The 26,443-nt window shown below is 62.1% G+C and carries 31 protein-coding genes and 1 tRNA gene; 16 read left to right on the top strand and 16 right to left on the bottom strand.

Annotated elements, in window-relative coordinates; genetic code table 11:
• Positions 1-295: 295 nt before the first annotated feature.
• From RHM60_RS06035 to RHM60_RS06005, 7 genes are all read right to left on the bottom strand, one after another.
• On the bottom strand, positions 296-1,291 hold the full coding sequence (locus RHM60_RS06035; RefSeq protein ID WP_322213944.1) for a glutathione S-transferase family protein: 996 nt from the start codon (positions 1,289-1,291) through the stop codon (positions 296-298).
• 88 nt (positions 1,292-1,379) lie between these two features.
• Positions 1,380-2,381, bottom strand: coding sequence for a glycosyl transferase family protein (locus RHM60_RS06030; protein ID WP_322213943.1), 1,002 nt, complete (start codon positions 2,379-2,381; stop codon positions 1,380-1,382).
• Positions 2,378-2,713, bottom strand: coding sequence for a TusE/DsrC/DsvC family sulfur relay protein (locus tag RHM60_RS06025; protein ID WP_322213941.1), 336 nt, complete (start codon positions 2,711-2,713; stop codon positions 2,378-2,380). Before RHM60_RS06025 ends, RHM60_RS06030 begins: the two co-directional genes overlap by 4 nt.
• Positions 2,710-2,988, bottom strand: a complete 279-nt coding sequence (gene tusB / locus RHM60_RS06020) for a sulfurtransferase complex subunit TusB (RefSeq protein WP_209982801.1) — start codon at positions 2,986-2,988, stop codon at positions 2,710-2,712. The genes RHM60_RS06025 and tusB overlap by 4 nt, the downstream gene beginning before the upstream one ends.
• The gene (tusC, locus tag RHM60_RS06015) at positions 2,988-3,338 is read right to left on the bottom strand and encodes a sulfurtransferase complex subunit TusC (RefSeq protein WP_209982799.1); all 351 of its coding nucleotides are present in this window, start codon (positions 3,336-3,338) and stop codon (positions 2,988-2,990) included. The genes tusB and tusC overlap by 1 nt, the downstream gene beginning before the upstream one ends.
• 1 nt (position 3,339) lies before the next feature.
• Entirely contained in the window at positions 3,340-3,732 is a 393-nt protein-coding gene (gene tusD / locus RHM60_RS06010; protein ID WP_209982798.1) for a sulfurtransferase complex subunit TusD, read from the bottom strand.
• Positions 3,733-3,901: 169 nt separating this feature from the next.
• On the bottom strand, positions 3,902-4,396 hold the full coding sequence (locus tag RHM60_RS06005) for a SprT family zinc-dependent metalloprotease (protein WP_057007496.1): 495 nt from the start codon (positions 4,394-4,396) through the stop codon (positions 3,902-3,904).
• Between the two features lie 178 nt (positions 4,397-4,574).
• Between RHM60_RS06005 and ttcA the strand changes: the two genes are divergently transcribed.
• Both ttcA and RHM60_RS05995 read left to right on the top strand, forming a co-directional pair.
• Positions 4,575-5,399, top strand: a complete 825-nt coding sequence (gene ttcA / locus RHM60_RS06000; RefSeq protein ID WP_003232138.1) for a tRNA 2-thiocytidine(32) synthetase TtcA — start codon at positions 4,575-4,577, stop codon at positions 5,397-5,399.
• Positions 5,400-5,466: 67 nt separating this feature from the next.
• The gene (locus RHM60_RS05995; RefSeq protein ID WP_057007494.1) at positions 5,467-6,138 is read left to right on the top strand and encodes a DNA-3-methyladenine glycosylase I; all 672 of its coding nucleotides are present in this window, start codon (positions 5,467-5,469) and stop codon (positions 6,136-6,138) included.
• 81 nt (positions 6,139-6,219) lie between these two features.
• On the opposite strand, the gene wrbA is transcribed toward RHM60_RS05995, so the two are convergent.
• The gene (gene wrbA, locus RHM60_RS05990; RefSeq protein WP_209982791.1) at positions 6,220-6,825 is read right to left on the bottom strand and encodes an NAD(P)H:quinone oxidoreductase; all 606 of its coding nucleotides are present in this window, start codon (positions 6,823-6,825) and stop codon (positions 6,220-6,222) included.
• Entirely contained in the window at positions 6,822-7,175 is a 354-nt protein-coding gene (gene arsC / locus RHM60_RS05985; protein ID WP_209982789.1) for an arsenate reductase (glutaredoxin), read from the bottom strand. The genes wrbA and arsC overlap by 4 nt, the downstream gene beginning before the upstream one ends.
• Positions 7,176-7,290: 115 nt before the next feature.
• Here arsC and RHM60_RS05980 point away from each other — a divergent pair, with 115 nt between their 5' ends.
• Entirely contained in the window at positions 7,291-7,752 is a 462-nt protein-coding gene (locus tag RHM60_RS05980) for a TlpA disulfide reductase family protein (RefSeq protein ID WP_003232144.1), read from the top strand.
• A 131-nt stretch (positions 7,753-7,883) separates the two neighbouring features.
• On the opposite strand, the gene RHM60_RS05975 is transcribed toward RHM60_RS05980, so the two are convergent.
• From RHM60_RS05975 to RHM60_RS05960, 4 genes are all read right to left on the bottom strand, one after another.
• Positions 7,884-8,285: an META domain-containing protein gene (locus RHM60_RS05975; RefSeq protein WP_322213940.1), complete on the bottom strand. Its 402-nt coding sequence runs from the start codon at positions 8,283-8,285 to the stop codon at positions 7,884-7,886.
• Positions 8,282-8,722 carry a hypothetical protein gene (locus RHM60_RS05970; protein ID WP_209982783.1) on the bottom strand — a complete coding sequence of 147 codons (441 nt, stop codon included), beginning with the start codon at positions 8,720-8,722 and terminating at the stop codon, positions 8,282-8,284. Before RHM60_RS05970 ends, RHM60_RS05975 begins: the two co-directional genes overlap by 4 nt.
• 81 nt (positions 8,723-8,803) lie before the next feature.
• Entirely contained in the window at positions 8,804-11,557 is a 2,754-nt protein-coding gene (locus RHM60_RS05965; protein ID WP_209982780.1) for a response regulator, read from the bottom strand.
• A 135-nt stretch (positions 11,558-11,692) separates the two neighbouring features.
• On the bottom strand, positions 11,693-12,208 hold the full coding sequence (locus RHM60_RS05960; protein ID WP_209982778.1) for a DUF2062 domain-containing protein: 516 nt from the start codon (positions 12,206-12,208) through the stop codon (positions 11,693-11,695).
• Between the two features lie 135 nt (positions 12,209-12,343).
• Here RHM60_RS05960 and RHM60_RS05955 point away from each other — a divergent pair, with 135 nt between their 5' ends.
• The 8 genes from RHM60_RS05955 to murB all read left to right on the top strand — a co-directional run bounded on the left by RHM60_RS05955 (position 12,344) and on the right by murB (position 19,185).
• Positions 12,344-14,569 (top strand): DNA internalization-related competence protein ComEC/Rec2, encoded by a 2,226-nt coding sequence (locus tag RHM60_RS05955; protein ID WP_322213939.1) that lies wholly within the window; start codon positions 12,344-12,346, stop codon positions 14,567-14,569.
• 94 nt (positions 14,570-14,663) lie between these two features.
• Complete coding sequence (locus tag RHM60_RS05950) at positions 14,664-15,299, top strand: MotA/TolQ/ExbB proton channel family protein (protein ID WP_209982775.1); 636 nt, start codon at positions 14,664-14,666, stop codon at positions 15,297-15,299.
• Positions 15,296-15,724 carry an ExbD/TolR family protein gene (locus RHM60_RS05945; RefSeq protein WP_209982774.1) on the top strand — a complete coding sequence of 143 codons (429 nt, stop codon included), beginning with the start codon at positions 15,296-15,298 and terminating at the stop codon, positions 15,722-15,724. The genes RHM60_RS05950 and RHM60_RS05945 overlap by 4 nt, the downstream gene beginning before the upstream one ends.
• Positions 15,724-16,734 carry a tetraacyldisaccharide 4'-kinase gene (gene lpxK / locus RHM60_RS05940; RefSeq protein ID WP_322213938.1) on the top strand — a complete coding sequence of 337 codons (1,011 nt, stop codon included), beginning with the start codon at positions 15,724-15,726 and terminating at the stop codon, positions 16,732-16,734. The genes RHM60_RS05945 and lpxK overlap by 1 nt, the downstream gene beginning before the upstream one ends.
• Positions 16,735-16,758: 24 nt before the next feature.
• The gene (locus RHM60_RS05935) at positions 16,759-16,944 is read left to right on the top strand and encodes a Trm112 family protein (RefSeq protein ID WP_003174668.1); all 186 of its coding nucleotides are present in this window, start codon (positions 16,759-16,761) and stop codon (positions 16,942-16,944) included.
• Complete coding sequence (gene kdsB, locus RHM60_RS05930; RefSeq protein ID WP_209982772.1) at positions 16,941-17,705, top strand: 3-deoxy-manno-octulosonate cytidylyltransferase; 765 nt, start codon at positions 16,941-16,943, stop codon at positions 17,703-17,705. Before RHM60_RS05935 ends, kdsB begins: the two co-directional genes overlap by 4 nt.
• Positions 17,705-18,169, top strand: coding sequence for a low molecular weight protein-tyrosine-phosphatase (locus RHM60_RS05925; RefSeq protein WP_322213936.1), 465 nt, complete (start codon positions 17,705-17,707; stop codon positions 18,167-18,169). Before kdsB ends, RHM60_RS05925 begins: the two co-directional genes overlap by 1 nt.
• Positions 18,166-19,185: a UDP-N-acetylmuramate dehydrogenase gene (gene murB / locus RHM60_RS05920; RefSeq protein ID WP_209982770.1), complete on the top strand. Its 1,020-nt coding sequence runs from the start codon at positions 18,166-18,168 to the stop codon at positions 19,183-19,185. The genes RHM60_RS05925 and murB overlap by 4 nt, the downstream gene beginning before the upstream one ends.
• Before the next feature lie 70 nt (positions 19,186-19,255).
• On the opposite strand, the gene RHM60_RS05915 is transcribed toward murB, so the two are convergent.
• A complete protein-coding gene (locus tag RHM60_RS05915; protein ID WP_003174664.1) occupies positions 19,256-19,927 on the bottom strand; it encodes a Bax inhibitor-1/YccA family protein in 672 nt (223 codons plus the stop codon).
• A gap of 152 nt (positions 19,928-20,079) precedes the next feature.
• Here RHM60_RS05915 and RHM60_RS05910 point away from each other — a divergent pair.
• From RHM60_RS05910 to RHM60_RS05900, 3 genes are all read left to right on the top strand, one after another.
• Positions 20,080-20,170, top strand: a tRNA-Ser gene (locus tag RHM60_RS05910).
• A 263-nt stretch (positions 20,171-20,433) separates the two neighbouring features.
• Entirely contained in the window at positions 20,434-22,395 is a 1,962-nt protein-coding gene (locus RHM60_RS05905; RefSeq protein WP_416195166.1) for a methyl-accepting chemotaxis protein, read from the top strand.
• Positions 22,396-22,582: 187 nt separating this feature from the next.
• Positions 22,583-23,041, top strand: coding sequence for an Hsp20 family protein (locus tag RHM60_RS05900; protein ID WP_003232172.1), 459 nt, complete (start codon positions 22,583-22,585; stop codon positions 23,039-23,041).
• 94 nt (positions 23,042-23,135) lie between these two features.
• Here the strand turns inward: RHM60_RS05900 and RHM60_RS05895 are convergent, their stop codons facing one another.
• Positions 23,136-23,270, bottom strand: a complete 135-nt coding sequence (locus RHM60_RS05895; protein ID WP_269325489.1) for a hypothetical protein — start codon at positions 23,268-23,270, stop codon at positions 23,136-23,138.
• Between the two features lie 194 nt (positions 23,271-23,464).
• Here RHM60_RS05895 and RHM60_RS05890 point away from each other — a divergent pair, with 194 nt between their 5' ends.
• Entirely contained in the window at positions 23,465-23,650 is a 186-nt protein-coding gene (locus tag RHM60_RS05890; protein WP_003232175.1) for a hypothetical protein, read from the top strand.
• A gap of 214 nt (positions 23,651-23,864) precedes the next feature.
• Here RHM60_RS05890 and RHM60_RS05885 read toward each other — a convergent pair whose 3' ends face one another.
• The gene (locus tag RHM60_RS05885) at positions 23,865-24,827 is read right to left on the bottom strand and encodes a LysR family transcriptional regulator (protein ID WP_322213935.1); all 963 of its coding nucleotides are present in this window, start codon (positions 24,825-24,827) and stop codon (positions 23,865-23,867) included.
• 110 nt (positions 24,828-24,937) lie between these two features.
• On the opposite strand from RHM60_RS05885, the gene RHM60_RS05880 reads away from it, so the two are divergent.
• Positions 24,938-26,437, top strand: a complete 1,500-nt coding sequence (locus tag RHM60_RS05880) for a CoA-acylating methylmalonate-semialdehyde dehydrogenase (RefSeq protein WP_322213934.1) — start codon at positions 24,938-24,940, stop codon at positions 26,435-26,437.
• Positions 26,438-26,443: the final 6 nt, after the last annotated feature.

Below are 26,443 nucleotides of genomic sequence, written 5' to 3'. Positions count from 1 at the left end.
CAATCGAGCAAAACGCGGTGTACCTGATACGGCTCAGCGCCTGGCTTTGGGGCTGCTGCGCAGCCCAACGCAGGACAAGCCTGCTCGCCACAGGGAATCTGCGCTTGACTGAACGGCATTAGGGCTTGCCCCGCGTTGGGGTGCGAAGCGCCCCCAATCAAGGAAAGCGCGTTTTACCTGATACGGCTCAGCGTCTGGCTTTGGGGCTGCTGCGCAGCCCAGCGCAGGACAAGCCTGCTCGCCACAGGGAGTCTGCGCTTGACTGAAGACAGGCCCGCTTCCCAGAGTTGTGCAGTCAGCCGTGAACGCCCTGGCCAGTCAGCCTGTTGCGATCATGCTCGCCATCAAACCCTTGCAGCGGCCCCTTCGGCACGATCCCGGTCGGATTGATCGTGCGATGGCTCGCATAGTAATGCCCCTTGATATGTGCAAAATCCACCGTCTCGGCCACCCCCGGCCACTGATACATCTCCCGTAGCCAGTTCGACAAATTCGCATAATCGGCAATGCGCCGCAGATTGCACTTGAAGTGGCTGTAATACACCGCATCAAAGCGAATCAGCGTGGTGAACAAGCGCACATCCGCCTCGGTCAGGTACTCACCGGCCAGGTAGCGATGCGTGCCCAGGTGCTGTTCCAGCTGGTCCAGCTCGGCAAACACATCATCAAATGCACTTTCATACGCCTGCTGCGACGTGGCAAAGCCCGCGCGGTACACGCCGTTGTTGACGGCCGGGTAGATGCGCTCGTTCAGTGCGTCGATGGTCGGGCGCAGTGGCTCGGGGTAGAAGTCCAGGGTGTTGCCGGTCAACGCGTTGAACGCGCTGTTGAACATGCGGGTGATCTCCGCCGATTCGTTGCTCACGATGCGCTTGAGTTTTTTGTCCCACAGCACCGGCACGGTGACGCGCCCAGTGTAATCGGCGGTGTCGGCGGTATAGCGCTGGTGCATGAACTGGAAATCATCCAGAGCGTCGCCTGTGGAGCCGTGGGCCTTGTCGAAGGTCCAGCCGTTTTCCAGCATCAACCAACTGACCACCGACACGTCAATCAGGCTTTCCAGCCCCTTGAGTGTGCGCAGAATCAAGGTGCGGTGCGCCCACGGGCACGCCAGCGACACGTAGAGGTGATAGCGGCCCGCTTCGGCCTTGAAGCCACCTTCGCCGCTTGGGCCGGGCGCGCCGTCGGCGGTCACCCAGTGACGACGTTGTGCCTGTTCGCGTTGGAAAGCGCCATCTGCGCTACTTTCGTACCACTGGTCTTTCCAGTGTCCTTCGATCAGCAAACCCATGATTGGCTCCTTGGCTAATAAGCGTTGGAGCCCAGTCTAAAGGCGTGAGTTCGAACTAAAAGCGCAAATACCCGGCGACAATCATCGATTAAATCGATTTGTCCCGCGCTAACCAGTAGTGCCGGGCCAGTTCGAACGCCTGCTCCCGTGGCTGGCCAAGACCGCGCAGGGCTAGCGCCATGGTCGCGATCAGTGCCAGTTGCGGGTAGCTGTCCTCGACGTCGCCGCGCCACAGCGCTGTCAAGTGCTCGGGCTCAAGGCTGGCCGGTTTGACGTGGCGCTGGGCGGAGAGGGCAGGCCACTCTTCGTCCCAGCTCTGGCCGCGCGTGGTGCCGTACAAATGGCTGAGGGTGTCGGGGTTGATCTCGATTTCGCCGCCGTCGCCTTTCACCACGATCACGTTATCGCCCAGCAGGCCGCTGGCGTCGCGGTGCACGCCCTGGTAGCCCGGATGGAAAATGCTTTGCAGGCCGCAACGGGCCTTCAGCGGGTTGAGCAGGCGCGCCAGCGAGTGGATCGGCGAACGCAGGCCCAGGGTGTTGCGCAGGTCGATCATGCGTTGCAACTGCGGCGCCCAATCGCCCAGCGGGATAAACGCCAGGTTGCCATGCTCATAAGCCGCCTCGACCTGTTGCCAGGTGCGGCACAGGGGGATTTGCAGGGTTTCAAGCAATTGCTCGGTGTACAGCCGCCCGGCGGTGTGCGCGCCGCCGCCGTGCATCAGGATGCGCACGCCGTTCTGCGCCAGGCACTTGGCCGCCAGCAGGAACCACGGCAGGTGGCGCTTTTTGCCGGCATAGGTGGGCCAGTCGATGTCCACATTCAACGCCGGCGCGTTCAGGCGCTCGCGCACGGCTTCGGTGAAGCCGGCGAGTTCTTCCGGGCTCTCTTCCTTGTGGCGCAGCAGCATCAGGAAGGCGCCGAGCTGGGTGTCCTCGACCTTTTCGTCGAGCAACATGCCCATGGCTTCGCGGGCTTCGGCGCGGGTCAGGTTGCGCGCGCCACGCTTGCCTTTGCCGAGGATGCGCACGAACGGCGCAAACGGGTGCTCTTCGGGCGTAGCGAGGGTCAGTGGGGCAAAGTCGGTCATAAGCAATTCGTCGGCCTGGGCAGGCCCGCCAGTTTGGCGGCGAGTTTGGCGGGAGTGCCGTTGAACAGTTTGTTGAGGTGCAGGCTGTTGCCCTTTTCCGGGCCCAGCTTCAAGGCGGTGTATTTGATCAGCGGGCGTGTGGCCGGGGACAACTGGAACTCGGCATAAAAGCCGCGCAGCAACTCGAGGATTTCCCAGTGCGCGGCGGTCAATGCCAGGCCTTCGGCAGCGGCGAGGGCGTTGGCGACGTCCACGCACCAGTCGTTGAGGTCGACGAGGTAGCCGTCCTTGTCCAGTTCGAGGCAGCGCGCGCCTACGGTGAGGGTGTTCATAGCCAGGTGTTGACCTTGTCGTAGCCGACGGATAGCTGCACGAAGCCGGGGTAATCGACACTGTCGGCCCAGTCGGGCAGTGGCAGGTTGCGCGCCTGGCTGTCTTCGGCCAGCACGAAGACTTTCACGCCCTTGCCTTGCAGCGCGGCATTTTGCAGGCCGTAGGCGCCGTCGCCGCAGAGCAGAATCGCGTCCTCGGCGCCACAGATGCGCAGGCAGCTGTCGAGACGGCTGTCGGTGAACGGGGAGTGGGAGAGCACATGGAGAGTCGACATCAGAGGGTTATCACCTGGTCGTAACGGTCGATCAATTGGGCAATGGCGTCGCTGCCCAGGCCTTGGGCGCTGGCCGGCGCATTCAGTCCGCGTACTTCCAGGCTGTGGTTGCAGGCGAATACATCGTCGATGCCGAACAACTCCAGCGCCTGCAGGTTGGCGCTCAGATCCTTTTGCTGCACGGCCCTGGCGTTCTGGTCCGAGGCCAACTGAAACACGCCGTCGTCCATGAACAGCAGGCCGATCGGCAGATCGAATGCGCCACCGGCCAGCACGATATCCAGGGCTTCCCGCGCGCTCGGCCCGGACCACGGCGCCTGGCGGCTGATTACCAACAAGGATTTGGACATGTCACGGCCCTCCAAAACAGATCAGGCGGTCGGCGTCCTGGATGGCGTCATGCAGTTGCCCCAGGCCCGACAGCGCCCAGGGCGCATCCAGATTCACCGCGCTGCGCTGATAACGGGTGGCTTCGTCGCGGTCAAGCACGCCACGGCGCAGGGCGGCGGCGATGCACACCACGCCGTCAAGCTGATGCTGGCTGACAAAATCACGCCACTGGCGCGCAATGTCTTGCTCATCCTGCGGCGCAACGATGTTGTTGGACGCGCTGTACACACCGTCCTGATAGAAGAACAGCCGCACAATGTCGTGCCCGCCGGCCAATACCGCCTGGGCGAACAGCAAGGCGCGGCGCGAGGAGGGCGCATGGGCGGCGCTATACAGTGCAATCGCGAACTTCATGGAACACTCGGCAAACAAACGTAGGCTCATGATAAAGCGGCGGCTGCGAAAAAGCCCGCCGTGATCAAAACAGTGGGGTGACGGTGCCGGGCGCTGTCGCAGGCAAGCCCCAATGCCAGTCAGTTAAGCGCAGATCGCTGTGGGAGAGGGCTTGCTCCCGATGAGGCCCTTATTCCACGCGGGTTTCCCCGCTGAACACCAACGTCTGCCGACACCGCCGACACAGATACCTGCGCCCCTGGGCCACCATGCCATGGCGCTGCGCGGAAAACGCAAAGTCGCTGTCCGCACACGGGCATCGGTAGATGTAGCGAGTGACTTGGCGGCGCTTCACTGCATAGGTGTGACAGCGATCCGGCGGCAGTTCATAAACGCCGCGCATGATCAGTTGCCATTCCTCGCCATGGGGCTGGATGCGCTCGCCAAACAATTGGTGTGCAATCAGATGCGCCACCTCATGGGCCACGGTCTGTTTCAGGAAGTGCTGGCTGTTTTCGCGGTACAGCTGTGGATTGAAGCGCAGCAGATTTTCGTGCAAATGCGCGACACCGGCTTTCTGGCCCCGCAGCTTGAGGCTGATCTGGGGGCGTTTGAAGCTTCGTTTGAAAAAGGATTCGGCTTGCAGGAAACAATCTTCGACGCGGGTATTGAGTGGCTCGGACATGCTGTATCTATCTCCAGAGCGGTCCAGTATGCCGCAAAGCGGGGTGTTTCCGAATCTGTCAGGCGCCGAATGGTCATTGCCCAGGGTTTAAAGGCTCAGCGGGCGCATTGGAACTTCACCGGCCTTATCGGTAAAATGCTGCGCTTTTCGTCACACACCTCCAGCGGATCCAAGCGCCATGGGCACTCTTACGGTCAACCAGAACAAACTGCAAAAACGCCTGCGTCGCCTGGCCGGTGAGGCGGTTGCCGATTTCAACATGATCGAGGACGGCGACAAGGTCATGGTCTGCCTCTCCGGCGGCAAAGACAGCTATACGATGCTCGATGTGTTGCTGCACCTGCAAAAGGTCGCGCCGATCAAGTTCGACATCGTTGCCGTCAACATGGACCAGAAACAACCGGGGTTTCCCGAGCATGTGCTGCCGGCCTACCTCAAGGCATTGGGCGTGGAGTACCACATCGTCGAGAAGGACACTTATTCGGTGGTCAAGGAACTGATTCCCGAAGGCAAGACCACCTGCTCGCTGTGCTCGCGCCTGCGCCGGGGCACGCTCTACACCTTTGCCGACGAGATTGGCGCGACCAAGATGGCCCTGGGTCATCATCGCGACGATATCGTCGAAACCTTCTTTCTCAATATGTTCTTCAACGGCTCGCTCAAGGCCATGCCGCCCAAGCTGCGCGCCGATGACGGGCGCAACGTGGTGATCCGCCCGCTGGCGTATTGCAACGAGAAGGATATCCAGGCCTACTCCGACCTCAAGCAGTTCCCGATCATCCCGTGCAACCTGTGCGGCTCCCAGGAAAACCTGCAGCGCCAGGTGGTCAAGGAGATGCTGCTGGACTGGGAGCGCAAGACACCCGGGCGTACCGAGAGCATCTTCCGCAGCCTGCAGAACGTGATCCCGTCGCAGTTGGCCGACCGCAACCTGTTCGACTTCACCAGCCTGCGTATCGACGAGAGCGCCGCCTCGCGCTTCGTCAATGTAGTGAACCTCTGAGGCCCTGCAACGCTCTGAAGGACGGCGCTCACGGGCGCCGTTTTCATTTCAATCCCCGGGAGAGGGCATGCGCGATTACAAGTGGCTGAACGAATATTGTCTGAACCGCTTCGGCTCGGCGGCCAAGCTGGAAGCCCACCTGCCAACGCCCAAAACGGCCGCGCAGCTGCGCAAGATCAGCGATGACCGCTACCTGTCGACCCTGGCGTTGCGGGTGTTTCGCGCAGGCCTGAAGCACAGCGTGGTGGACGCCAAGTGGCCGGCATTCGAGCAGGTATTCTTCGGTTTCGACCCGGAGAAAGTCGTGTTGATGGGCGCCGAGCACCTGGAACGGCTGATGCAGGACACGCGCATCATCCGCCACCTGGGCAAACTCAAGAGCGTGCCGCGCAACGCGCAGATGATCCTGGATATCGAGCAGGAAAAGGGCAGCTTCGGCGCCTTTGTCGCCGACTGGCCGGTGACCGACATCGTCGGGTTATGGAAATACCTGAGCAAGCACGGCCACCAGTTGGGCGGGCTGTCGGCACCGCGCTTTTTGCGCATGGTGGGCAAGGACACCTTTGTGCCCAGTGATGATGTGGTGGCGGCGCTGAATGCGCAGAAGATCGTCGACAGGGCGCCCACCAGCCTGCGGGATCTCGCGGCGGTGCAGGGCGCGTTCAACCAGTGGCACGCCGAGAGCGGGCGGCCGATGTGTCAGTTGTCGATGATGCTGGCTTATACCGTCAATCATTGAGACCCGGGTGAGCCCTTCGCGGGTAAGTCCGCTCCCACATTTGGCATGCATTGCAAGCTGTGGGAGCGGGGTGGCAGGACCTTAGCCCGGTTGGCCGTCCAACAGCCGGGCGGTTTTTGCCAGGCGCTGGCCCAGGGCGCGGCACAGGGCGGTTTCATGTTGATCGAGCAGGCGCTTGCCGTCCGCTCCGGCATGGTGGCTCGCGCCATAGGGCGTGCCGCCGCCCTGGGTGTCGAGCAGCGCCTGCTCGCTGTAGGGCAGGCCGGTGATCAGCATGCCGTGGTGCAGCAACGGCAGCAGCATCGACATCAACGTGGTTTCCTGGCCGCCATGCAGGCTGGCGGTGGAAGTGAACACCCCGGCCGGCTTGCCGACGAGGGCGCCGGTGAGCCACAGGTTGCTGGTGCCATCGAGAAAATACTTGAGCGGCGCGGCCATGTTGCCAAAGCGCGTCGGGCTGCCCAGGGCCAGGGCCGAGCAGTTCTTCAGGTCATCCAGGCTCGCATACACTGCGCCTTCTTCCGGAATGCCCGGCGCCACGGCTTCGCACTCGGCGGAAATCGCCGGCACCGTGCGCAGGCGCGCTTCCAGCCCGCCTTGCTCGATGCCACGGGCAATCTGCCGGGCCATCTCGCTCACCGAGCCGTTACGGCTGTAATACAGCACCAGCACATACGGCGTACTCACGGCAAAATCTCCAGTATCTTCTCGGGCGGGCGACCAATGACGGCCTTGTCGGCGGTTTCCAGGATCGGGCGTTCCATCAACTTCGGATGCGCGGCGATGGCGGCGATCACCTGGGCTTCGCTCAAGGTGGCGTCGGCGAGGTCGAGGGTCTTGTATTCGTCTTCACCGGTGCGCAGCAGTTGGCGCGCAGTGATGCCGAGCTTGCCGAGCAACGCCGTCAGTTGCGCGGCGTTCAACGGGGTTTCGAGGTAGCGCACCACGGTCGGAGCGAGGCCACGGGCTTCAAGCAGTTCGAGCGCACCGCGGGATTTCGAGCAGCGCGGGTTGTGATAAAGCGTCAGATCGGTCATGTGCGGGTCGCATCTTGCGTAAGGTGGCGGGTATTCTACCCGCGTGGCGGCCCGTCCTTAAACCGTAAGAGGCAACCGGTCGCAGCCCACGTTCATTTTTGCGAAGGATTACTCCATGACAAGGCGACTGATCGGTGCATTGGCGATCATCACAACCCTGCTGCTCAGCGGCTGCGGCAACGACTATGGCGTCGACCAGTACGGCCAGAAGGTGGCGGCGGAGCGCCTCGACAAGCAGTGGCTGGTGGTCAACTACTGGGCGGAATGGTGTGGCCCGTGCCGCACGGAAATCCCCGAGCTCAATGCGTTGTCTGAACAGTTGAAAGCCCAGAACGTCGGCGTGTTCGGGGTCAATTTCGACAACGTGCAGGGCGAGGAACTCAAGGCCGCCAGCGAGAAACTGGGGATCAAGTTCACCGTATTGGCGCAGAACCCCGAAGAGCTCTTTGATATCCCGCGCAGCGAGGCGTTGCCGGTGACCTACATCATTGACGACAAGGGCAAGGTGCGCGAGCAGTTGATGGGCGAGCAGACGGCGGCAGGGGTGCTGGCCAAGCTCAAGGCGTTGCGCGGCTAAAGGGCATACCCCAAAAAAATGTGGGAGGGGCTTGCTCCCGATCGCAGTGTTTCAGTCCATACATCGATTGACTGATACACCGCTATCGGGAGCAAGCCCCCTCCCACATTGGGTTTGCATCAACTCTGCGATCAGCCTTCTTCGAGCCACAGGCGAATCGGTTTGCCTTCGGCCGGCCAGAAGCGGGTCTGTTCGATAGGCGAGATGTCCCAGCGTTGCACGCTTTGCAGGGCCTGGAAGAAGCGCTGTTCCTGCTCCATCAAGGCCTCGGCGCAGAGCTTGCGGGTGCTGCCGATCTTGCCGAAGCTAAGGGTGTCGCCGTTCACGGTGTAGGGCGCAAACCAGTGGTTGCAGCCACCGTTGCCGTAGGCGCGGCCATCGGCACCGAGGGTGACGGTCAGGTTCGCGTCATCCATCAGCGGCCGTTCACCGATCCATTCCACCACGTAGCTGTGATCCTGCTTGAGCTTGACTGCGTGACCGGCGCAACCGCTCAGGCCGGCCGCCAGGGCGATGAGCAACAGGCTTCTCATTGCGCGGCCTGCTGGCATTTCGGGCAGCGGTGCCTGTCGCCATCGCTGGCCCAGCCCAACGCCTTGATGCGCGCGTTGGCCGCTGGCTGCAGCGGTGCTTTGGTCAGCTTGGTTTCCACCGCAAATTCAAACTCCAGCACGTTGTCGCAGCTGTCGCAGTTGACCTTCCAGGTGTGAATCTCAAGCTCGCCGAATTGCGGCCCGTGGGCCATGGCGACCCACTGGCCAGCGGGGCGGATGGAGTAGCGTGCGTCCCCTTCGACAGTCAGGCGCATCGACAGGGTTTTACTGCCGCGCAGGGTGACGATCAGCACGTCGCCATGCTTGATCGAACCGCCGTTGCCGGTCACTTGGTAACGGCCCGGCACCAGGGCGCGGCATTCGATCAGGGTGTGTTGCGGGCTCAGCAAGCTGAAGCGGAAATCGTGTTCGGCCATGGATCCTCCAAATAGGCGCGGCATCCTATCACGGGTGCCGGCCTATCATGAGCCCGGTATGTGACCGCTGATCAACAGGAGTCAGGCGCTCACCCGTGCCTCACTGGCCAGCCGGGTAATGGCCATGTCCAGTTCATCCAGCGCCGCCGCGGCCTTGGCATCGTCCTGCTTGAGCAGGGTTTCGGCGCGCTGGCAGGCGGCGCGCAGTTGCGGCACGCCGCAGTAGCGCGTGGCGCCGTGCAGGCGGTGGACGCGCTCGATCAGGGCCTGATTGTCGTTGGCTTCGCGGGCGACGGTGATGGCCAGGCGGTCGGCCTCCAGCGACGCCAGCAGCATGGCGAGCATGTCGGCCGCCAGCTCAGTCTTGCCGGCAGCCAGGCGCAGGCCTTCTTCATGGTCGAGCACCAGCAGTTGCACGCCGTGGCCGAGGTTTTCAGTGACCCGCTCGGGGCCCTGGTTGCGCAGGGCCAAGCCGGTCCATTTCAACACCACTTGGGCCAGTTGCCGTTCGCTGATCGGCTTGGTCAGGTAGTCGTCCATGCCGCTCTGCAGCAGCGCGCGTTTTTCGTTGGCCATGGCGTGGGCCGTGAGCGCGACCACCGGCAGCGGCGTGCCGTGGCGTTCGCTTTCCCACTGGCGAATCGCCTCAGTGCTCTGGCGTCCATCCATGCCCGGCATTTGCACATCCATCAACACCAGGTCGAAGGTTTCCTGCTTCACCGCATTGATCGCCGCGTAACCGCTGTCCACCGCCTGCACCTTGGCGCCCATGTCTTCGAGCAGGGTCTGCACCAGCAGCAGGTTCGCCGGGTTATCGTCGACGCAGAGCACTCGCGGCGCACGGCTGGAGAGCGGCTCGCCAGGCTCGGCGCGCAAGGGGCGCGGGCTGATCAGGTCGGCCAGGGCACGGCGCAGTTTGCGCGTGCACGCCGGTTTGGCCTGCAACTGGCTGTTGGGGTTGGGCACCGACTGGTTGAACAGCATCTGCTCGGTGGTCGGGCACAGCACCAGCACTTTGCAACCCAGATGTTCGAGGTCCCACAGGTGCTGGTTGAGGCGCTCGGGCGGAATGTCGTTGGCGGTGACGCCAAGCACCGCCAGGTCGATGGCCTGTTCGGTCTGGTGTGCGCTGGTGATGCCGTTGGTCAGGTTTTCCAGGGTATTGAATGGCGTGACCGCCAGGCCGCAGTCTTCCAACTGATGTTGCAGGGCCTGGCGCGCCAGTTCGTGGTTTTCCAGCACGGCGACGCGGCGACCGAGCAGCGGCGCGCAGGGCAGGTCGTCGACATCGTCGCGGGTCTTGGGCAGGTTGAGGCTGATCCAGAACTCCGAGCCTTCGCCCGGTGTGCTGTCGACGCCGATTTCGCCGCCCATCTGTTCGATCAGGCGCTTGGAAATCACCAGCCCCAGGCCGGTGCCGCCGGGCTGGCGTGACAGCGAATTGTCAGCCTGGCTGAACGCCTGGAACAGCGCGCGCACATCCTGGCTGGACAGGCCGATGCCAGTGTCCTGCACGCTGATGCGCAGTTGTACGCTGTCTTCCTGTTCGTCTTCGATCATTGCACGGGCAACGATGGTGCCTTCGCGGGTGAACTTGATCGCGTTGCTGATCAGGTTGGTCAGGATCTGCTTGAGGCGCAGCGGGTCGCCGACCAGCGCCAGCGGGGTGTCGCGGTACACCAGGCTGACCAGTTCCAGCTGCTTGGCATGGGCGGCGGGGGCGAGGATGGTCAGGGTGTCCTGCAGCAGGTCGCGCAGGTTGAACGGCACGCTGTCGAGCACCAGCTTGCCGGCCTCTATCTTCGAGAAATCAAGGATTTCGTTGATGATGCCCAGCAGGTTGTCGGCGGATTTTTCGATGGTGCCCAGGTAATCCAGCTGGCGCGGCGACAGTTCGCTTTTTTGCAGCAGGTGGGTAAAGCCCAGGATGCCGTTGAGCGGGGTGCGGATCTCATGGCTCATGTTGGCCAGGAACTCCGACTTGATGCGGCTGGCTTCCAGGGCCTCCTTGCGGGCCAGGTCCAGCTCGATGTTCTGGATTTCGATGGTTTCCAGGTTCTGGCGTACGTCTTCGGTGGCCTGATCGATGCTGTGTTGCAGTTCTTCGCGGGCGTTTTGCAGGGTTTCGGCCATGCGGTTGATGCCCGAGGCGAGTTGGTCAAGCTCCTGGCTGCCCAGCGCTGGCAGACGGGTTTCCAGGTTGCCGTCCTTGAGCTGGGCCACGGCCTGCTTGATCTGGCCGATCGGCGCGTTGATGGTGCGGCTGATGCGCAGGGCCAGCGCGGCGGTGAAGATCAGGCCGACGGCGATCAGCAGGAGGCTGGCGAACAGGCTGCGGTAGCCGCGCAGCAGCATGCCGTTATGGGACAGCTCTACCTCGACCCAGCCCAGCAGGCGGTCGGCTTCATCGGGGATCAGCTCGCCGGCCAGGTTGCGATGGCGGCCGAACACCGGCAGCAAATAGCGCGTGGCGTCATTGCCGGTGCGTTGCAGCAGGTGTGAGCTGTTACCGGTCGGCGGCGGGTTGAGCATGCTCGGGCCGGCATGGGCCAGGGACGTGCGGTCCGGTGCGAGGAACGACACGGTGCGCACGTCCGTCTGCTCAAGGGATTGGGTGGCGATGCGTTCCAGCAGGTCGGCGTTCTTGCTGCTCAGGGCCGGGGCCACCAGCGGCGCCAGTTGTTCGGCGATCATTTCGCCGCGTTGCAGCAATTGGGTCTGCAGTTCCGAGAGCTGCATCCAGGTGAAATAACCGCCCAGCAACACGGCCATCAGGCTGGTCGGCAATAAGGTCAGCAACAGTACGCGGCCTTTAATTCCCATTCTTCTAAGCACGCCACTTCTCCTGCTACCACTGATATCAATCTTCCACGCGGGCATCCGGCCCGCGCCACCTGCGCAGTGTAGCCATTTGCGCGGCCTGGAATCCTGAAAATTAATGGTGTTGAGCGGGAGCCTGGGTGTCGGGTTTCAGCGGCGGCGCAGTTTGCGGCGTTTCCATTGGCGCGCGACCCACCAGCGCCAGTAGCCCATGGTCAGGCAGTAGGCCAGTGCGCCAAGCACCAGCCCCAACACCACCGAACCCAACAGGAACGGCTGCCACAGCGTGTTCAGCTGGCCGCTGATCCATTCCCAGGTGAGGTGGTCGGGCAGGCTGCGCGGCGGCACGTTCATCAGCCAGGCGCCGGTCATGTAGGTGCACACGAACACCACCGGCATGGTGATCGGGTTGGTCAGCCACACCAGGCTGACGGCGATGGGCATGTTGCCGCGCACCACGATGGCCAGCACCGCGGCCAATAACATCTGCAGGGGAATCGGGATAAAGGCCGCGAACAGACCCACGGCCATGGCCCGCGCCACCGAGTGCCGGTTCAGGTGCCAGAGGTTCGGGTCATGCAGCAAGGTCCCAAGAAACTGTAATGACTTGTGTTCCCTGATACTGCTGGGGTCGGGCATGTACCGTTTGAATAAGCGCCGGGGCATAAGGGGTCCAGGTCAGTTCGAGGGGCAAGTATGCCCGGATTCTATAAACAGAAAATTCAGACTTTGTGACAAAACATCATAGGCGCCGTCCGACGCCCGGCTAAGACTGAGTGGGTCATTTGAGCAGGATGATTCATGAAGACAGGGATGTTTGCATTGGCGCTGGGGTTGCTGACTCTGCGTGTTTTACCCGCATTGCCAGCGACGGGATGGCTGCTGGCCATGCTGGTGCTGGCCTTGATGCTGTTGCCGTTTCGCACCTTCGCGCTGGCCTTTTTCCTGTTTGGTTTGAGTTGGGCGTGCATCAGTGCGCAGTGGGCGCTGAATGACCGATTGCCCTCCGCACTGGACGGCCAGACGCGTTGGCTGGAAGGGCGGGTGGTCGGGTTACCGCAGCAGACATCCACTGGCGTGCGCTTCGAACTGGCCGACAGCCGGTCACGCCATACCCGCTTGCCCAGGCGCATCCGGGTGTCCTGGCACGGCGGGCCGGCGGTGCACAGTGGCGAGCGCTGGCGGTTGGCCGTGACCCTGAAGCGACCGTCCGGCCTGCTCAACTTTCAGGGGTTCGATCACGAAGCCTGGCTGTTGGCGCAGCGCATCGGCGCGACCGGTACGGTAAAGGACGGCGAGCGTCTGACGCCGGCCCGCAACGCCTGGCGCGATACGCTGCGCCAACGCCTGATGACGGTGGATGCCCAGGGCCGCGAAGCGGGGCTGGCCGCGCTGGTGCTGGGCGACGGCTCCGGGCTGGCGGACGAAGACTGGCAAGTGCTGCAAGACACCGGCACCGTGCACCTGCTGGTGATCTCCGGCCAGCACATTGGCCTGCTGGCGGGGTTGATCTACGGGCTGATCGCGTTGCTGGCGCGTTATGGTTGCTGGCCCGCCACCTGGCCGTGGTTGCCCTGGGCCTGCGGCCTGGCCTTTGTTGCAGCGCTGGGTTACGGCTTGCTGGCAGGGTTCGGCGTGCCGGTGCAGCGGGCCTGCGTCATGGTGGGGCTGGTGCTGCTGTGGCGGTTGCGTTTTCGCCACCTGGGTGCCTGGTGGCCGTTGCTGCTGGCACTCAACGGGGTACTGGTGCTGGAACCGCTGGCGAGTCTGCAGCCCGGATTCTGGTTATCGTTCGGTGCGGTTGCGGTGTTGATACTGGCCTTCGGCGGGCGCTTGGGCCCGTGGCGCCTGTGGCAGGCCTGGACGCGTGCGCAGTGGTTGATCGCCATCGGTCTTTTTCCCCTGTTGTTGATGCTTGATTTGCCGATCAGCCTGAGTGCTCCCCTTGCCAATCTGGTCGCTGTGCCCTGGATCAGCCTGGTGGTGTTGCCGCTGGCATTGCTGGGGACTGCCCTGCTGGCGGTGCCGCTTGTGGGGGAGGGCCTGCTGTGGTTGGCGGGCGGCGCGCTGGACCTGTTGTTCCAGGGCCTGGCGCTGCTGGCGGCGCACCTGCCGGCGTGGATACCGGCCGAAGTGCCCCTGGGGTATTGGCTGGTGAGTCTGGCCGGCGCGGTGATCGTGCTGCTGCCGAGCGGTGTGCCTTTTCGGCTGTTGGGTTGGCCGATGCTGTTGCTGGCGGTGTTTACGCCGCGTGAGCTGGTGCCCCATGGGCGGGTGGACGTAGTGCAGCTGGATGTCGGCCAGGGGCAGGCGATTATCCTGCGCACCCGTCATCACAGTGTGCTCTACGATGCCGGCCCGCGTTCGCGGGCCGCAGACCTGGGCGCGCGGGTGGTGTTGCCGTCGCTGAAAAAGCTTGGCATCGCGTCGCTGGATTTGATGCTGATCAGCCACGCCGATGCCGATCATGCCGGCGGGGCGGCCGCGGTGGCGCGCGGGCTGCCGGTCAAGCGTGTGGTGGGGGGTGAAACCGACGGCCTGCCCGAGTTTCTCGGCACTCAACCTTGTATCAGCGGCGAACGCTGGCAGTGGGACGGTGTGTCATTCGAGCTGTGGCAATGGCCCGGGGCCGTCGACGGTAACCCGAAATCCTGCGTGTTGCAGGTGCAGGCCAATGGCGAACGGTTGCTGCTCACCGGCGATATCGATCGCGCTGCCGAGCGCGCGTTGCTCGACTCGCCGCTGGCGCTGCGCACCGACTGGCTGCAAGCCCCTCACCATGGCAGCCGCAGTTCGTCGTCGCGGCCCTTTGTGCAGCAGTTGGCGCCCACGTCGGTGCTGATCTCGCGGGGGCGCGGCAATGCATTCGGCCATCCTCACGCCCAGGTGCTGGAGCGTTACCGCGCAGTGGGCAGCCGGGTGTATGACAGCGCCGAGGAGGGTGCGGTACGCCTGCAGTTGGGGGCTTTCGAGCCCGCCACGGTTGCACGCGCGCAACGCCGCTTCTGGCGTGAACCGTTACGCTGATTCGCTATCCAACGCGCTCACGGCCTGCGACGGGCGGGCCCCGCGACCGAACCTATATGGTAAAGTGGCGCACTTTTTCGAGGGGACATTCACTGTGTGGGAATTGGTCAAATCCGGTGGTTGGATGATGTTGCCGATCATCTTGAGTTCCATCGCAGCGCTGGGCATCGTTGCCGAACGCCTGTGGACCCTGCGTGCCAGTCGCGTGACCCCCGAGCATCTGCTGGGGCAGGTGTGGGGCTGGATCAAGAACAAGCAGCTCGACAAACAGAAGCTCAAGGAACTGCGCGCCGATTCACCCCTGGGGGAAATCCTCGCGGCGGGCCTGGCCAACTCCAAGCATGGTCGCGAGATCATGAAAGAATGCATCGAAGAGGCCGCTGCCCGCGTCATTCATGAGCTGGAGCGCTACATCAATGCGCTCGGCACCATCGCCGCCATGGCGCCGTTGCTCGGCTTGCTCGGCACCGTGCTGGGCATGATCGATATCTTCAGTTCGTTCATGGGCTCGGGCATGACCACCAACGCGGCGGTGCTGGCCGGCGGTATTTCCAAAGCCTTGATCACCACCGCAGCGGGCCTGATGGTGGGTATTCCATCGGTGTTCTTCCACCGTTTCCTGCAACGGCGTATCGATGAGCTGGTGGTCGGCATGGAGCAGGAAGCCATCAAGCTGGTGGAAGTGGTGCAGGGCGACCGTGACGTGGATCTGGTTGAGGACAAGGTGTGAAATTTCGCCGCAAGCGACGGGAAAATGTCGATATCAACCTCGCGTCGCTGATCGACGTGGTGTTTATCCTGCTGCTGTTTTTTGTCGTGACCACCACCTTCACTCGGCAGACCGCGCTGCGGGTTGATCTGCCGGAAGCAGTGAGCGGCTCGCCGGCCGAGGACCAGGAGGTCAAGCAACTGGACATCGCCATCAGCGCTGATGGCGTGTTCACTGTGAACAACCAGTTGCTGGAGAAAAACGACCTCAATAGCTTGATGGACGCGCTGCAGAAGGAATCCGGCGGCGATACCAAAATGCCGTTGTCCATCAGTGCCGATGGCAAGACCCAGCACCAGGCCGTGATCACTGCGATGGACGCCGCCGGCAAGCTGGGCTTCAGCCACTTGCGCATGAGCACCGTCGAGGCGGCGGGCCAACCCTGATGGCAATGTCCGACCGTCTGCTCAAGGCCTGGTACACAGGCCATCCGGCCCTGGCGCTGCTGACACCGTTGGAGTGTCTGTATCGTCGGGTGGTGCAGCGCAAGCGCGCGCGCTTCATGGCCGGGGAGGGCGACATCTATAAGGCGCCTGTGCCAGTTGTAGTGGTGGGCAATATCACCGTGGGCGGCACCGGCAAGACGCCGTTGATTCTGTGGTTGATCGAACACTGCCGCCGCGCCGGTTTGCGGGTGGGCGTGGTCAGCCGTGGCTACGGCGCCAAACCGCCGCAGCTGCCCTGGCGCGTCGAGGCCGACCACAGTGCCGCCGTGGCCGGCGACGAGCCGTTGCTGATCGTGCAGCGCAGCGGCGTGCCGCTGATGATCGACCCCGACCGCAGTCGTGCGGTAAAAGCCTTGCTGGAAAGCGAACCCCTGGACCTGATTCTGTCTGACGACGGCCTGCAGCATTACCGCCTGGCGCGTGATCTTGAACTGGTATTGATCGATGCCGCCCGTGGCCTGGGCAACCGCCGTTGCCTGCCTGCCGGGCCGCTGCGCGAACCGGTGGAGCGCCTGCAAAGCGTCGATGCGCTGTTATATAACGGCTCGGGGGCCGACCGTGAAGACGGTTTCGCCTTTCGCCTGCAACCTGCCGCCCTGATCAACCTGCACAGCGGCGAGCGCAGGCCGGTCGACCACTTCCAGGCGGGTCAGGCCATGCATGCGGTCGCCGGTATCGGTAACCCGCAGCGTTTCTTCACCACCCTTGAAACGCTACACTGGCAGCCCATACCCCATGTATTTGCCGACCATGCGCAGTACAGCGCCGAGGTCTTGAGTTTTACCCCGTCATTGCCGCTGGTGATGACCGAGAAGGACGCGGTGAAGTGCCGCGCCTTCGCACAGCCCGACTGGTGGTACCTTGCGGTGGATGCGCTGCCGTCGCCGGCGTTTGTCGCCTGGTTCGACACGCAGCTGACGCGCCTGCTGCCCGCACGTCCCTTGCCCTAACACGCTTCTTTCCAGGAAATCTTCATGGACACCAAACTGCTCGATATCCTTGCTTGCCCGATCTGCAAAGGCCCGCTCAAGCTCAGCGCCGACAAAACCGAGTTGATCAGCAAAGGTGCGGGCCTGGCCTACCCGATCCGCGACGGTATACCGGTGATGCTGGAAAGCGAAGCGCGCACCCTCACCACCGATGAGCGTCTGGATAAATGACCACCGCCTTTACCGTTGTCATTCCCTCGCGCTATGCATCGACCCGTCTGCCGGGCAAACCGCTGCAATTGATCGGCAGCAAGCCGATGATTCAGCTGGTGTGGGAACAGGCCTGCAAAAGCAGCGCCGAGCGGGTGGTGGTGGCCACCGATGACCCGCGCATCATCGCCGCCTGCCAAGGGTTTGGCGCCGAGGCGGTGCTGACCCGCGAAGACCATAACTCCGGCACCGACCGCCTGGCCGAAGTGGCCACGCAACTGGGCCTGGCGCACGATGCCATCGTGGTCAACGTGCAAGGTGACGAGCCGTTGATTCCGCCGAGCGTGATCGATCAGGTCGCCGCCAACCTGGCCGCCCATGGCGAAGCGCGCATGGCCACCCTGGCCGAACCGATCGAAGACGTGGAAACCCTGTTCAACCCGAACGTGGTCAAGGTGGTCAGCGACATCAACGGCCTGGCGCTGACGTTCAGTCGTTCGACCTTGCCCTGGGCGCGCGATGCCTTTGCCAAACACCCCGATTTGTTGCCCGAAGGCGTGCCTTACCGCCGCCACATCGGCATTTACGCCTACCGCGCCGGCTTCCTGCACGACTTCGTCAGTTGGGGCCCGTGCTGGCTGGAAAACACCGAATCCCTGGAGCAACTGCGGGCCCTGTGGCATGGCGTGCGCATCCATGTCGGCGATGCACTCGAAGCGCCGCCGGCCGGTGTCGACACCCAGGAAGACCTCGAGCGCGTTCGTCGCCTGCTGGGGGCCTGATGGAGGTTCTGTTTGTCTGCCTGGGCAACATCTGTCGCTCGCCCACGGCGGAAGGCGTACTGCGCCATAAATTGCGCGAAGCGGGGCTGGCGGGGCAGGTCGACGTGGCCTCCGCCGGCACCGGTGAATGGCATGTCGGCAACCCGCCGGATCAGCGCAGCCAGCGTGCGGCGCTGATGCGCGGTTATGACCTGTCGTCCCAGCGTGCCCAGCAGGTCAGCCGCGCCGATTTTTCGCGCTACGACCTGATCCTTGCGATGGACCACAGTAACCTGCGTCACCTCAAGCTGATGCAGTCGGGGCAGGGCAAGGCAGAGCTGGATCTGTTCCTGCGCCGCTTCGATGCCGAAGTGGACGAAGTGCCAGACCCTTACTACGAAGGCGAACAAGGCTTCGACAGGGTGCTGGACCTGATCGAGCGCGCCTGTGATTTATTGGTGATCGAATTGAAGGGGCGGTTATGACCTTGCAGGTGCAGGCGCAGGTCTCGCTCAAGCCCTTCAACAGTTTCGGCATCGATGTGCGTGCCCAGCTGTTCGCCGAGGCCCATGGCGACGCCGATGTGCGTGAAGCCCTGGCTTACGCCGCTGCGCAGGCACTGCCGTTGCTGGTGATCGGTGGCGGCAGCAATCTGCTGCTGACCCAGGACATTTGCGCTTTGGTATTGCGCATGGCAACCCGCGGCATTCGGGTATTGCAGGACGACGGCAGCCGCGTGGTGATCGAGGCCGAAGCGGGTGAGCCCTGGCATCCGTTTGTGTTGTGGACCCTGGAACATGGTTTCTGCGGCCTGGAAAACCTCAGCCTGATCCCCGGCACTGTCGGCGCAGCGCCGATGCAGAACATTGGTGCCTATGGAGTGGAGATCAAGGATGTATTCGCCGGCCTCACCGCCCTGGATCGCCAAACCGGCGAACTGCGCGATTTCAGCCTGGAAGAGTGCCAGTTCGGCTACCGTGACAGCCTGTTCAAGCAGCACACCGGACGCTGGCTGATCCTGCGCGTGCGCTTTGCCCTGAGCCGCATCCGCCACTTGAAACTCGACTACGGCCCGGTGCAGCAGCGTCTGGCGGCGCAGGGCATCACCGATGCCACGCCGAGTGACGTCAGCCGTGCGATCTGTAGCATTCGCCGCGAGAAACTGCCGGACCCGGCAGAGCTGGGCAATGCTGGCAGCTTCTTCAAAAACCCGCTGGTCTCCCAGGCACTCGCAGCCGAGCTGAAAAGCCAGTACCCGGACCTGGTGGCCTATCCCCAGGCCGACGGGCAGATGAAACTCGCCGCTGGCTGGCTGATCGACAAGGCCGGCTGGAAGGGGTTTCGAGACGGCGATGCCGGCGTGCATAACATGCAGGCGTTGGTGCTGGTCAACTACGGCGGTGCTACGGGGCAGGACATTGCCAACCTCGCGCGGCGTATCCAGCAGGACATCGCCCAGCGTTTCAAGGTTGAGTTGGAGATGGAACCCAACCAGTATTGAGTCCCGCGCCAACAAAAATGCCCCGTATCTTTCGATACGGGGCATTTTTTATTGCGGCAATGAAAATGAATCAGTCGTCGCGGCTCATGATGCCGAAGATCTGCAACAGGCTGATAAACAGGTTGTAGATCGACACATACAGGCTGACGGTCGCCATGATGTAGTTGCGCTCGCCGCCGTGGATGATCGCGCTGGTCTGGAACAGGATGCACACCGACGAGAACAGCACGAAACCTGCGCTGATCGCCAGTTGCAAGCCGCTGATCTGGAAGAACATGCCCGCAACCACCGCCGCCAGCAACACGAAGAAGCCTGCGGTGATGAAGCCGCCGAGGAAGCTCATGTCCTTGCGGGTGATCAGCACATAGGCGGACAAGCCACCAAACACCAGCGCCGTCATGGCAAACGCCGAACTGACCACTTCCGCGCCGCCGGCCATACCCAGGTAACGGTTGAGGATCGGGCCAAGGATAAAGCCCATGAAACCGGTCAGGGCAAACGCCGACACCAGGCCCCAGGCCGAGTCACGCAGCTTGTTGGTCAGGAAGAACAGACCATAGAAGCCGATCAGCACAACAAAGATATTCGGGTAGCCAACACGCATCTGCTGAGCCACGAACGCCATCACACCGCTGAAGGCGAGGGTCAGGGCGAGCAAGCCGTAGGTGTTGCGCAACACGCGGCTGACTTCAAGCTGCTCAGCCTGGGCGTTGCCATTCACTGCGTAATTCTGTTCGCGCATGGCGACACTCCTGTGGTTTTGAAACGTTCAGTCGCAAAGATCATAACAGACGCTCTGTAACAAGCGATGGCGAGAGTTTGACAGTGTGTTTCATTCGGGTATTATGGCGCCCGCTGAGACGGGAAGGGCTACTATAATCCCGTGATGCACAAGGGAAATTGGCAGAGTGGTTGAATGCACCGGTCTTGAAAACCGGCGAACGTTAATAGCGTTCCCAGGGTTCGAATCCCTGGTTTCCCGCCAAGATTGACACGAAAGCCTCGCGAAAGCGGGGCTTTTGCGTTTCCGGGGTTTGTAAAGATCCTCAGGTATCCAGGTTCACGCGCAGTCCATTTTTTCCGGCAGCTCTAAAGCTCGATAGCTTCAGGCCGAGATAGTGTAAACGGAAGAAAAACGGCTATGGCGGGCTCAAACTGGATCATCTTTGGCTCCTATAAACGTCGATTTCACTAGAACGTGCGCCCGAGGTAATTATTAGACAAAATTTGTAAGTCCCGAGGTTTGTAATGCTTAGCAATGCTCCTTTGAGTACCAAGCTGCTGCTTATTCTGATTTTTCCTTTGCTCGGATTTCTGGCTTTTGCGGGCATTTTCATTGCGGACAAAAGCGATACGCTGGGGTCAATGAATCGCGCAGTTGCCGCCACCACCGCTGCACAAAAATTCAGCAATGTCGTGACAACCCTCCAACGCGAGCGCGGCGCCAGCGGCGTTTTTCTGGGCAGCGGTGGCAAGTCCATGCAAGACAAGCTCAAGGCCTTGCGCCAGGAGACCGACACGTCAATCGGCGCGCTGCGAGGGCAATCGAGCGAGGGTATTCCAGCCCCGAACGAGGCATTGCGCGCGCTGGGTGAGCTGGCCGCCTTGCGTTTGAAAGTCGATAACCTGGCGATTAACAACACAGAGTCCGGTGCTCTTTTTACCGACCTGATTAAAACCCTCGTGGGCTTCAATTATTCGTTGGAAGCCAGCATTGATGACCCCCAGATTCTGCGTGCGTTGGGCTCGCTCAATCAATTTGTCGATATGAAAGAGCGCGCGGGGCGCGAGCGCGTATTGCTGGGCCTGGCGTTCAATCAAAATCGCTTCGACGCTGCATTGTTGTCGCGCTTCAGCCGTAACCTCGGTGAGTTCTCCGGCTACTTTGAAGCCTTCCAGCGATGGGCTCCGGCAGCCTTCAAGAGCAAGCTGGATGCCGTCCTGCAACAACCCGGATCACTGGAAGTCGCACGCCTTCAGCGCCTTGGTTTTGATACGCCCCTGGGCAACCCGCTCAATATCAAACCTGAAGACTGGTTCAACCTTTCGACCAGTCGTATCGACCTCATGGCCGGCGTCGAAACGGAGCTGGGCCAGACCGTGGTTGGCCTGGCCCATCACGAGCGTGATGATGCCGAACTCAGTCTGTATGTGGCCATAGCGACCGTTATCGTGATGTTGATCGCCTTGCTGTGGCTGGCGTTGGTGATCATCCGCAATATCAAGCTGGCAGTGACCGATGTGAACCGCACCCTTGCATCGCTTTCCACCCGCGACCTGACGGTGCGCACCCGCTACACCGGCAAGGACGAGTTTGGCGAAATATCACGCAACCTGGACAACATGGCGCTTCAGATAAGTGGCGTGGTCAGCGAAATCGGCAGCGCCACGGCGCAGGTTGCCACGGCTGCCGAGCAGTCCTCGGCGGTGGCCTTGCAGACCAGCCAGAACGTGGCGCAACAGCGTCAGGGTACCGACCAGGTGGTGACCGCGATCAGCGAGATGAGCGCCACGGTCAAGGATGTAGCGCGCATCACCACTGACGCCGCCGAAATGTCACAGCGTGTCAACGCCAGCACGATGCAGGGCAAGACTGAGATCGATAACACCATCAGCTTGATCCAGGGCCTGGAAGTGCAGGCCGAACAAACCTCGAAGATCATCAACGAGCTCAAACTCGAAAGCGATTCCATCTCTTCGGTGCTGGACGTGATTCGCGGCGTTGCCGAGCAGACCAACCTGCTGGCATTGAACGCCGCCATCGAAGCGGCGCGTGCGGGGGAGCAGGGCCGTGGTTTTGCGGTGGTTGCGGATGAAGTGCGCAATCTGGCGAAAAAGACCCAGGACTCCACGGTCAGCATCCAGAACATGATCGCCAACCTGCAGTCGGGTTCCGACCGCGCCGCGGTCTCCATGCTGGAGACCCTTGGCAAGGCGCAGGAAGGTGCGAGCAATGTGGTGCGTGCCGGCCACTTGCTCAATGAGATCGCCGAAGGCATTGCGTCCATCAGCGACCGTAACATCCAGGTAGCGTCCGCTGCCGAGGAGCAAAGCCTGGTGGCCGAAGAAATTCATCGCAATGTCAACGACATCAACTCACTGGTGATCCAGGTCAGCGCCGGTGCTGAGCAAACCGCCGCCACCAGCCGCGAGCTTGCTCGATTGGCCGAGCATCAGCAGGGATTGGTGAGGCAGTTCAAGGTCAACTGACTTAACACCAAGGAAAAACCCCGCGAGCCAGAGGCTTCGCGGGATTTTCAGCCCACGGCCAGCGAGCCCGTAAAAAAATTTCAAACCCGCCCCTTGAAATCTTCTCTCCCGCACATAAATTCCCTTCACGCGACGCCGAATCAGGGTCGCGCTTTAAATCACTTGGATCTAATCAGGAGATTTTAAAATGGCTACTACTCTTTCCCTGGCCCCTCTGTTCCGTCAGTCGGTGGGCTTTGATCGCTTCAATGACCTGTTTGAGTCTGCGCTGCGCAGCGAGGCTCCGAACACCTATCCGCCTCATAACGTGGAAAAGCACGGTGATGACGAATATCGCATTGTCATTGCAGTCGCCGGGCTTACTGAGGCGGATCTGGATATCCAGGTCGAGAAGGGCGTTTTGACGGTTGTGGGTGACAAACGTGAAAGCGAGAAAGAGGTGACTTACCTGCACCAGGGCATTGCGCAACGGGCCTTCCGGTTGTCGTTCCGCCTGGCGGATCACATCGAGGTGCGCGGTGCTTCGCTGAACAACGGATTGCTGAGCATCAACCTGCTGCGCGTGGTGCCTGAAGAGGCCAAGCCCAAACGCATCACGATCGGTAGCGACAGTGATCCGCAACTGCGTCAGGTAAGCCTGCAGTGAGTAAAAAAGGGCCGGGCGGGCCATGTGAAAACGCGGTCTACTCCGGCTGACAGCAAATGCCCCGACTCGTCGGGGCATTTGTTTTTGTGTGACCTTACTCCACCGTGCAGATCCAGCGGTGATTGTGCCGATAAGGTGCACGGGTAAAGTGCACATCCGACACCAGATTCAAGCCGCGTTCGCGCAGCGCTTCGGTCAGTTGTACGAGTGTCTCTGCCTGGATAGTCATTGCGCTCACCTCGTCAGATTGACTGCGTTCATAATTCTTGACCGGGAAGACAATCTGCTAATTCAAATTTTCTACACCGCCGATAGAGCGAGGTCCGAACAGGCCACCGTTCGTCCATCAAACGGCACTTGTCAGACCACGATGCTTCTCATGTTCAAGCGCGGATATCCCGAACGCCCAAGCGGAGAGCCAGCATGGAAATCGACGAGAACGCCCCAGGCAACATTTCACAGCAGCCCGTGACCCGAGGCACGGACAGCGAAACCGGTCACGATCCCAAGCGCGACGCGCCGGAGCAGTCGTTGCCGGCTGATGACGAGGAAGACATGTCTGACGTGGACGCTGCGGATTCGGTGGCGAGTGAGCATCCTGACAACTGAGGACCGCTCCATAACAAAAAGCCCGGCCATTGAGCCGGGCTTTTTGCATTCAGGGCAGGCACTGCGCGCAATGCCTTTTGCGCCAGACAAAGAAAAGCCCACGATGGGGGCGCGGGCTTAAAGGTGTTCACTTAGGAGCTGAGTGGAGCTTAAGCGTGCGCCTGTGAAAACTGTGTGAAATGTCCTACGCATTGCAGCATTTTCAAAAAAATGTTCAGCCCGCTCCCGTCGCGACCTGCCGCGCGCCAGAACCGAAGCCTGCCGACAGCTTGTCCTTCAGAAACCCCACCAGCGCACTCACTGCCTTTGGCACATGGGGCGAATACGGCCGAATCAAGTAGATCTCATCGGCAAACGCACCCTTCAAGCGCCAGCCCTTGAGCACTTGCTTGAGCGTGCCATTGGCCAGCGCCGCGTGGGCGCTGAAATCCGGGAGCAGGGCGATGCCCAGGTGATTGAGCGCCGAGTCACGCAGTGCCTCGCTGTTATTGGTAGAAAAGCTGCCGGCGATGGGCACGGTGATGCGTTCTGTCTGTTTAACGCCGCGCTCGAAGGTCCACGCGGGCTGGTCGGCGCCGCGCGGATAGTAGAGGCAGTTGTGGGCGCTGAGGTCGGCGGGTTCGCGGGGTTCGCCGTGGTGGTGCAGGTAGTCCTGGGTGGCGACCAGTACCGAGGCGGTGTCGCAGAGTTTCCAGGCGACGTGGGTTTCCGGCACCTGGAAGCCGTGGCGCACGGCCAGGTCGTAGCCTTCGGCGGCGAGTGAGCTTAAGGCATCGGACACGTCCAGCTGAATGCGAACCTGTGGGTGCTGACGCAGGAATTCGGGCAGATGCGGCACCAGTTGCTGGCGCGCGAAGGCGACCGGAGCGGTGAGGCGCACCAGGCCACGGATTTCGCCGGCCGAGTCGCGCACCGAGGAAAAGCTGCGGGCGATGTGCTCGTAGGCGCTGCGCACGTCGCGGGTCAGTGAGCGCCCGGCGTCGGTGAGCCGCACGCTGCGTGTGGTGCGGGTGACCAGGCGGGTGCCGGTGGCGGCTTCCAGCTCGCAAATGCGTTGGCTCACCGCCGATTTGCTCACGCCCAGCCGCGCAGCGGCAGCGGTGTAGGTGCCGTGTTCTTCCAGCACGGAGAGCCAGTGGATGTGCGTCCACAGGCCTTCGATCTCGGTTTTTTCCATGGGACTATTGTTCGCCTGTGTGCACAATAAGTTCTGGATTCTGCTCTGGTTCGAAACAAAGCGGAAGCCTATGGTAGGTGCCAACGCTAATCGACCCGGGATCCGCTGCCATGACCATCACCCTCGAGCATTACATCAACGACCAGCGCGTCAGCCGCGATGATCGCTATCAGGACGTGTACAACCCCGCCACCGGTGAAGTAACCGGCCGCGTCGCCCTGGCCAGCCGCGACACCGTGGGCGAAGCGGTGGCCGCCGCCCAGGCTGCGTTTGCCGACTGGGCCGACACGCCGCCGATCCGCCGCGCCCGCGTGTTGTTTCAGTACCTGCATCTGCTGCGTGAGCGCAAGGACGAACTGGCAAGCATCATCGTCGCCGAACACGGCAAGGTGTTCACCGATGCCCAGGGCGAAGTCGACCGTGGCATCGATATTCTCGAATTCGCCTGCGGCATCCCCAACCTGCTCAAGGGCGAGCACTCCGACCAGGTCTCCCGTGGCATGGACAACTGGACCCTGCGCCAGCCCCTGGGCGTGGTGGCGGGCGTGACGCCGTTCAATTTCCCGGTGATGGTGCCGATGTGGATGTACCCGATCGCCATCGCCGCCGGCAACACCTTCATCCTCAAACCCAGCCCTACCGACCCGAGCGCCTCGCTGTTCATGGCTGAACTGCTGCGCGAAGCCGGCTTGCCCCAGGGCGTATTCAACGTGGTGCAGGGCGACAAGGAAGCGGTGGATGCACTGCTTGAACACCCGGACGTCAAGGCCCTGAGTTTTGTCGGCTCGACGCCGATTGCCCACTACATCTACGAAACCGGCGCGCGCAACGGCAAGCGCGTGCAGGGCCTGGGCGGTGCGAAAAACCACATGGTGGTGATGCCCGACGCCGATATCGAAAAAACCGTCGACGCCTTGATGGGCGCCGCCTACGGCAGTGCCGGCGAGCGCTGCATGGCCATCTCCGTGGCGGTGCTGGTGGGCGATGTGGGCGATAAAGTCATCGCCGCGCTGACCGAACGAGCCAGGCAGTTGCGCATCACCGATGGCCGCGACCTGAAGGCCGAAATGGGCCCGATTGTTTCCCGTGCGGCGCTGCAGCGCATCAGTGGCTACATCGAACAGGGCGTGCAGGCCGGCGCCCAGTTGCTGCTCGACGGCCGTGATTACGTGCCCTCCGAACCCGGCCTGGAAAACGGTTTCTGGCTCGGCGCGACGCTGTTCGATCACGTGAGCAAGGAGATGAGCATCTACCGCGAAGAAATCTTCGGCCCGGTGCTGGCCTGTGTGCGGGTGAATGACTTTGCCGAGGCGGTGCAACTGGTCAACGACCATGAATTTGGCAACGGCGTGAGCTGCTTTACCCGCGACGGCAATATCGCCCGCGAGTTCGCGCGGCGCATCGAAGTGGGCATGGTCGGCATCAATGTGCCGATCCCGGTGCCGATGGCGTGGCACGGATTTGGGGGCTGGAAGAAAAGCCTGTTTGGCGACATGCACGTCTATGGCACCGAAGGTGTGCGGTTCTACACCAAACAGAAGTCGATCATGCAGCGCTGGTCGGAGAGTATCGAGCAGGGCGCGGAGTTTGTGATGCCGGTGTCCCGCTAAGGTCTA

The sequence above is a fragment of the Pseudomonas sp. MH9.3 genome (genome assembly GCF_034354675.1).
Taxonomy (GTDB): Bacteria; Pseudomonadota; Gammaproteobacteria; order Pseudomonadales; family Pseudomonadaceae; genus Aquipseudomonas.
The sequence above is the reverse complement of the archived record's forward strand: the minus strand, read 5'-3'. Positions and strand labels throughout refer to the sequence as shown.

What these genes read in the sequence shown, in the direction of transcription:
- RHM60_RS06035 (WP_322213944.1), bottom strand. Translation starts at nt 1,291, where the DNA reads ATGGGTTTGCTGATCGAAGGACACTGGAAAGACCAGTGGTACGAAAGT.
- RHM60_RS06030 (WP_322213943.1), bottom strand. Translation starts at nt 2,381, where the DNA reads ATGACCGACTTTGCCCCACTGACCCTCGCTACGCCCGAAGAGCACCCG.
- RHM60_RS06025 (WP_322213941.1), bottom strand. Translation starts at nt 2,713, where the DNA reads ATGAACACCCTCACCGTAGGCGCGCGCTGCCTCGAACTGGACAAGGAC.
- tusB (WP_209982801.1), bottom strand. Translation starts at nt 2,988, where the DNA reads ATGTCGACTCTCCATGTGCTCTCCCACTCCCCGTTCACCGACAGCCGT.
- tusC (WP_209982799.1), bottom strand. Translation starts at nt 3,338, where the DNA reads ATGTCCAAATCCTTGTTGGTAATCAGCCGCCAGGCGCCGTGGTCCGGG.
- tusD (WP_209982798.1), bottom strand. Translation starts at nt 3,732, where the DNA reads ATGAAGTTCGCGATTGCACTGTATAGCGCCGCCCATGCGCCCTCCTCG.
- RHM60_RS06005 (WP_057007496.1), bottom strand. Translation starts at nt 4,396, where the DNA reads ATGTCCGAGCCACTCAATACCCGCGTCGAAGATTGTTTCCTGCAAGCC.
- ttcA (WP_003232138.1), top strand. Translation starts at nt 4,575, where the DNA reads ATGGGCACTCTTACGGTCAACCAGAACAAACTGCAAAAACGCCTGCGT.
- RHM60_RS05995 (WP_057007494.1), top strand. Translation starts at nt 5,467, where the DNA reads ATGCGCGATTACAAGTGGCTGAACGAATATTGTCTGAACCGCTTCGGC.
- arsC (WP_209982789.1), bottom strand. Translation starts at nt 7,175, where the DNA reads ATGACCGATCTGACGCTTTATCACAACCCGCGCTGCTCGAAATCCCGC.
- RHM60_RS05980 (WP_003232144.1), top strand. Translation starts at nt 7,291, where the DNA reads ATGACAAGGCGACTGATCGGTGCATTGGCGATCATCACAACCCTGCTG.
- RHM60_RS05975 (WP_322213940.1), bottom strand. Translation starts at nt 8,285, where the DNA reads ATGAGAAGCCTGTTGCTCATCGCCCTGGCGGCCGGCCTGAGCGGTTGC.
- RHM60_RS05970 (WP_209982783.1), bottom strand. Translation starts at nt 8,722, where the DNA reads ATGGCCGAACACGATTTCCGCTTCAGCTTGCTGAGCCCGCAACACACC.
- RHM60_RS05960 (WP_209982778.1), bottom strand. Translation starts at nt 12,208, where the DNA reads ATGCCCCGGCGCTTATTCAAACGGTACATGCCCGACCCCAGCAGTATC.
- RHM60_RS05955 (WP_322213939.1), top strand. Translation starts at nt 12,344, where the DNA reads ATGAAGACAGGGATGTTTGCATTGGCGCTGGGGTTGCTGACTCTGCGT.
- lpxK (WP_322213938.1), top strand. Translation starts at nt 15,724, where the DNA reads ATGGCAATGTCCGACCGTCTGCTCAAGGCCTGGTACACAGGCCATCCG.
- RHM60_RS05935 (WP_003174668.1), top strand. Translation starts at nt 16,759, where the DNA reads ATGGACACCAAACTGCTCGATATCCTTGCTTGCCCGATCTGCAAAGGC.
- kdsB (WP_209982772.1), top strand. Translation starts at nt 16,941, where the DNA reads ATGACCACCGCCTTTACCGTTGTCATTCCCTCGCGCTATGCATCGACC.
- RHM60_RS05925 (WP_322213936.1), top strand. Translation starts at nt 17,705, where the DNA reads ATGGAGGTTCTGTTTGTCTGCCTGGGCAACATCTGTCGCTCGCCCACG.
- murB (WP_209982770.1), top strand. Translation starts at nt 18,166, where the DNA reads ATGACCTTGCAGGTGCAGGCGCAGGTCTCGCTCAAGCCCTTCAACAGT.
- RHM60_RS05915 (WP_003174664.1), bottom strand. Translation starts at nt 19,927, where the DNA reads ATGCGCGAACAGAATTACGCAGTGAATGGCAACGCCCAGGCTGAGCAG.
- RHM60_RS05905 (WP_416195166.1), top strand. Translation starts at nt 20,434, where the DNA reads ATGCTTAGCAATGCTCCTTTGAGTACCAAGCTGCTGCTTATTCTGATT.
- RHM60_RS05900 (WP_003232172.1), top strand. Translation starts at nt 22,583, where the DNA reads ATGGCTACTACTCTTTCCCTGGCCCCTCTGTTCCGTCAGTCGGTGGGC.
- RHM60_RS05895 (WP_269325489.1), bottom strand. Translation starts at nt 23,270, where the DNA reads ATGACTATCCAGGCAGAGACACTCGTACAACTGACCGAAGCGCTGCGC.
- RHM60_RS05890 (WP_003232175.1), top strand. Translation starts at nt 23,465, where the DNA reads ATGGAAATCGACGAGAACGCCCCAGGCAACATTTCACAGCAGCCCGTG.
- RHM60_RS05885 (WP_322213935.1), bottom strand. Translation starts at nt 24,827, where the DNA reads ATGGAAAAAACCGAGATCGAAGGCCTGTGGACGCACATCCACTGGCTC.
- RHM60_RS05880 (WP_322213934.1), top strand. Translation starts at nt 24,938, where the DNA reads ATGACCATCACCCTCGAGCATTACATCAACGACCAGCGCGTCAGCCGC.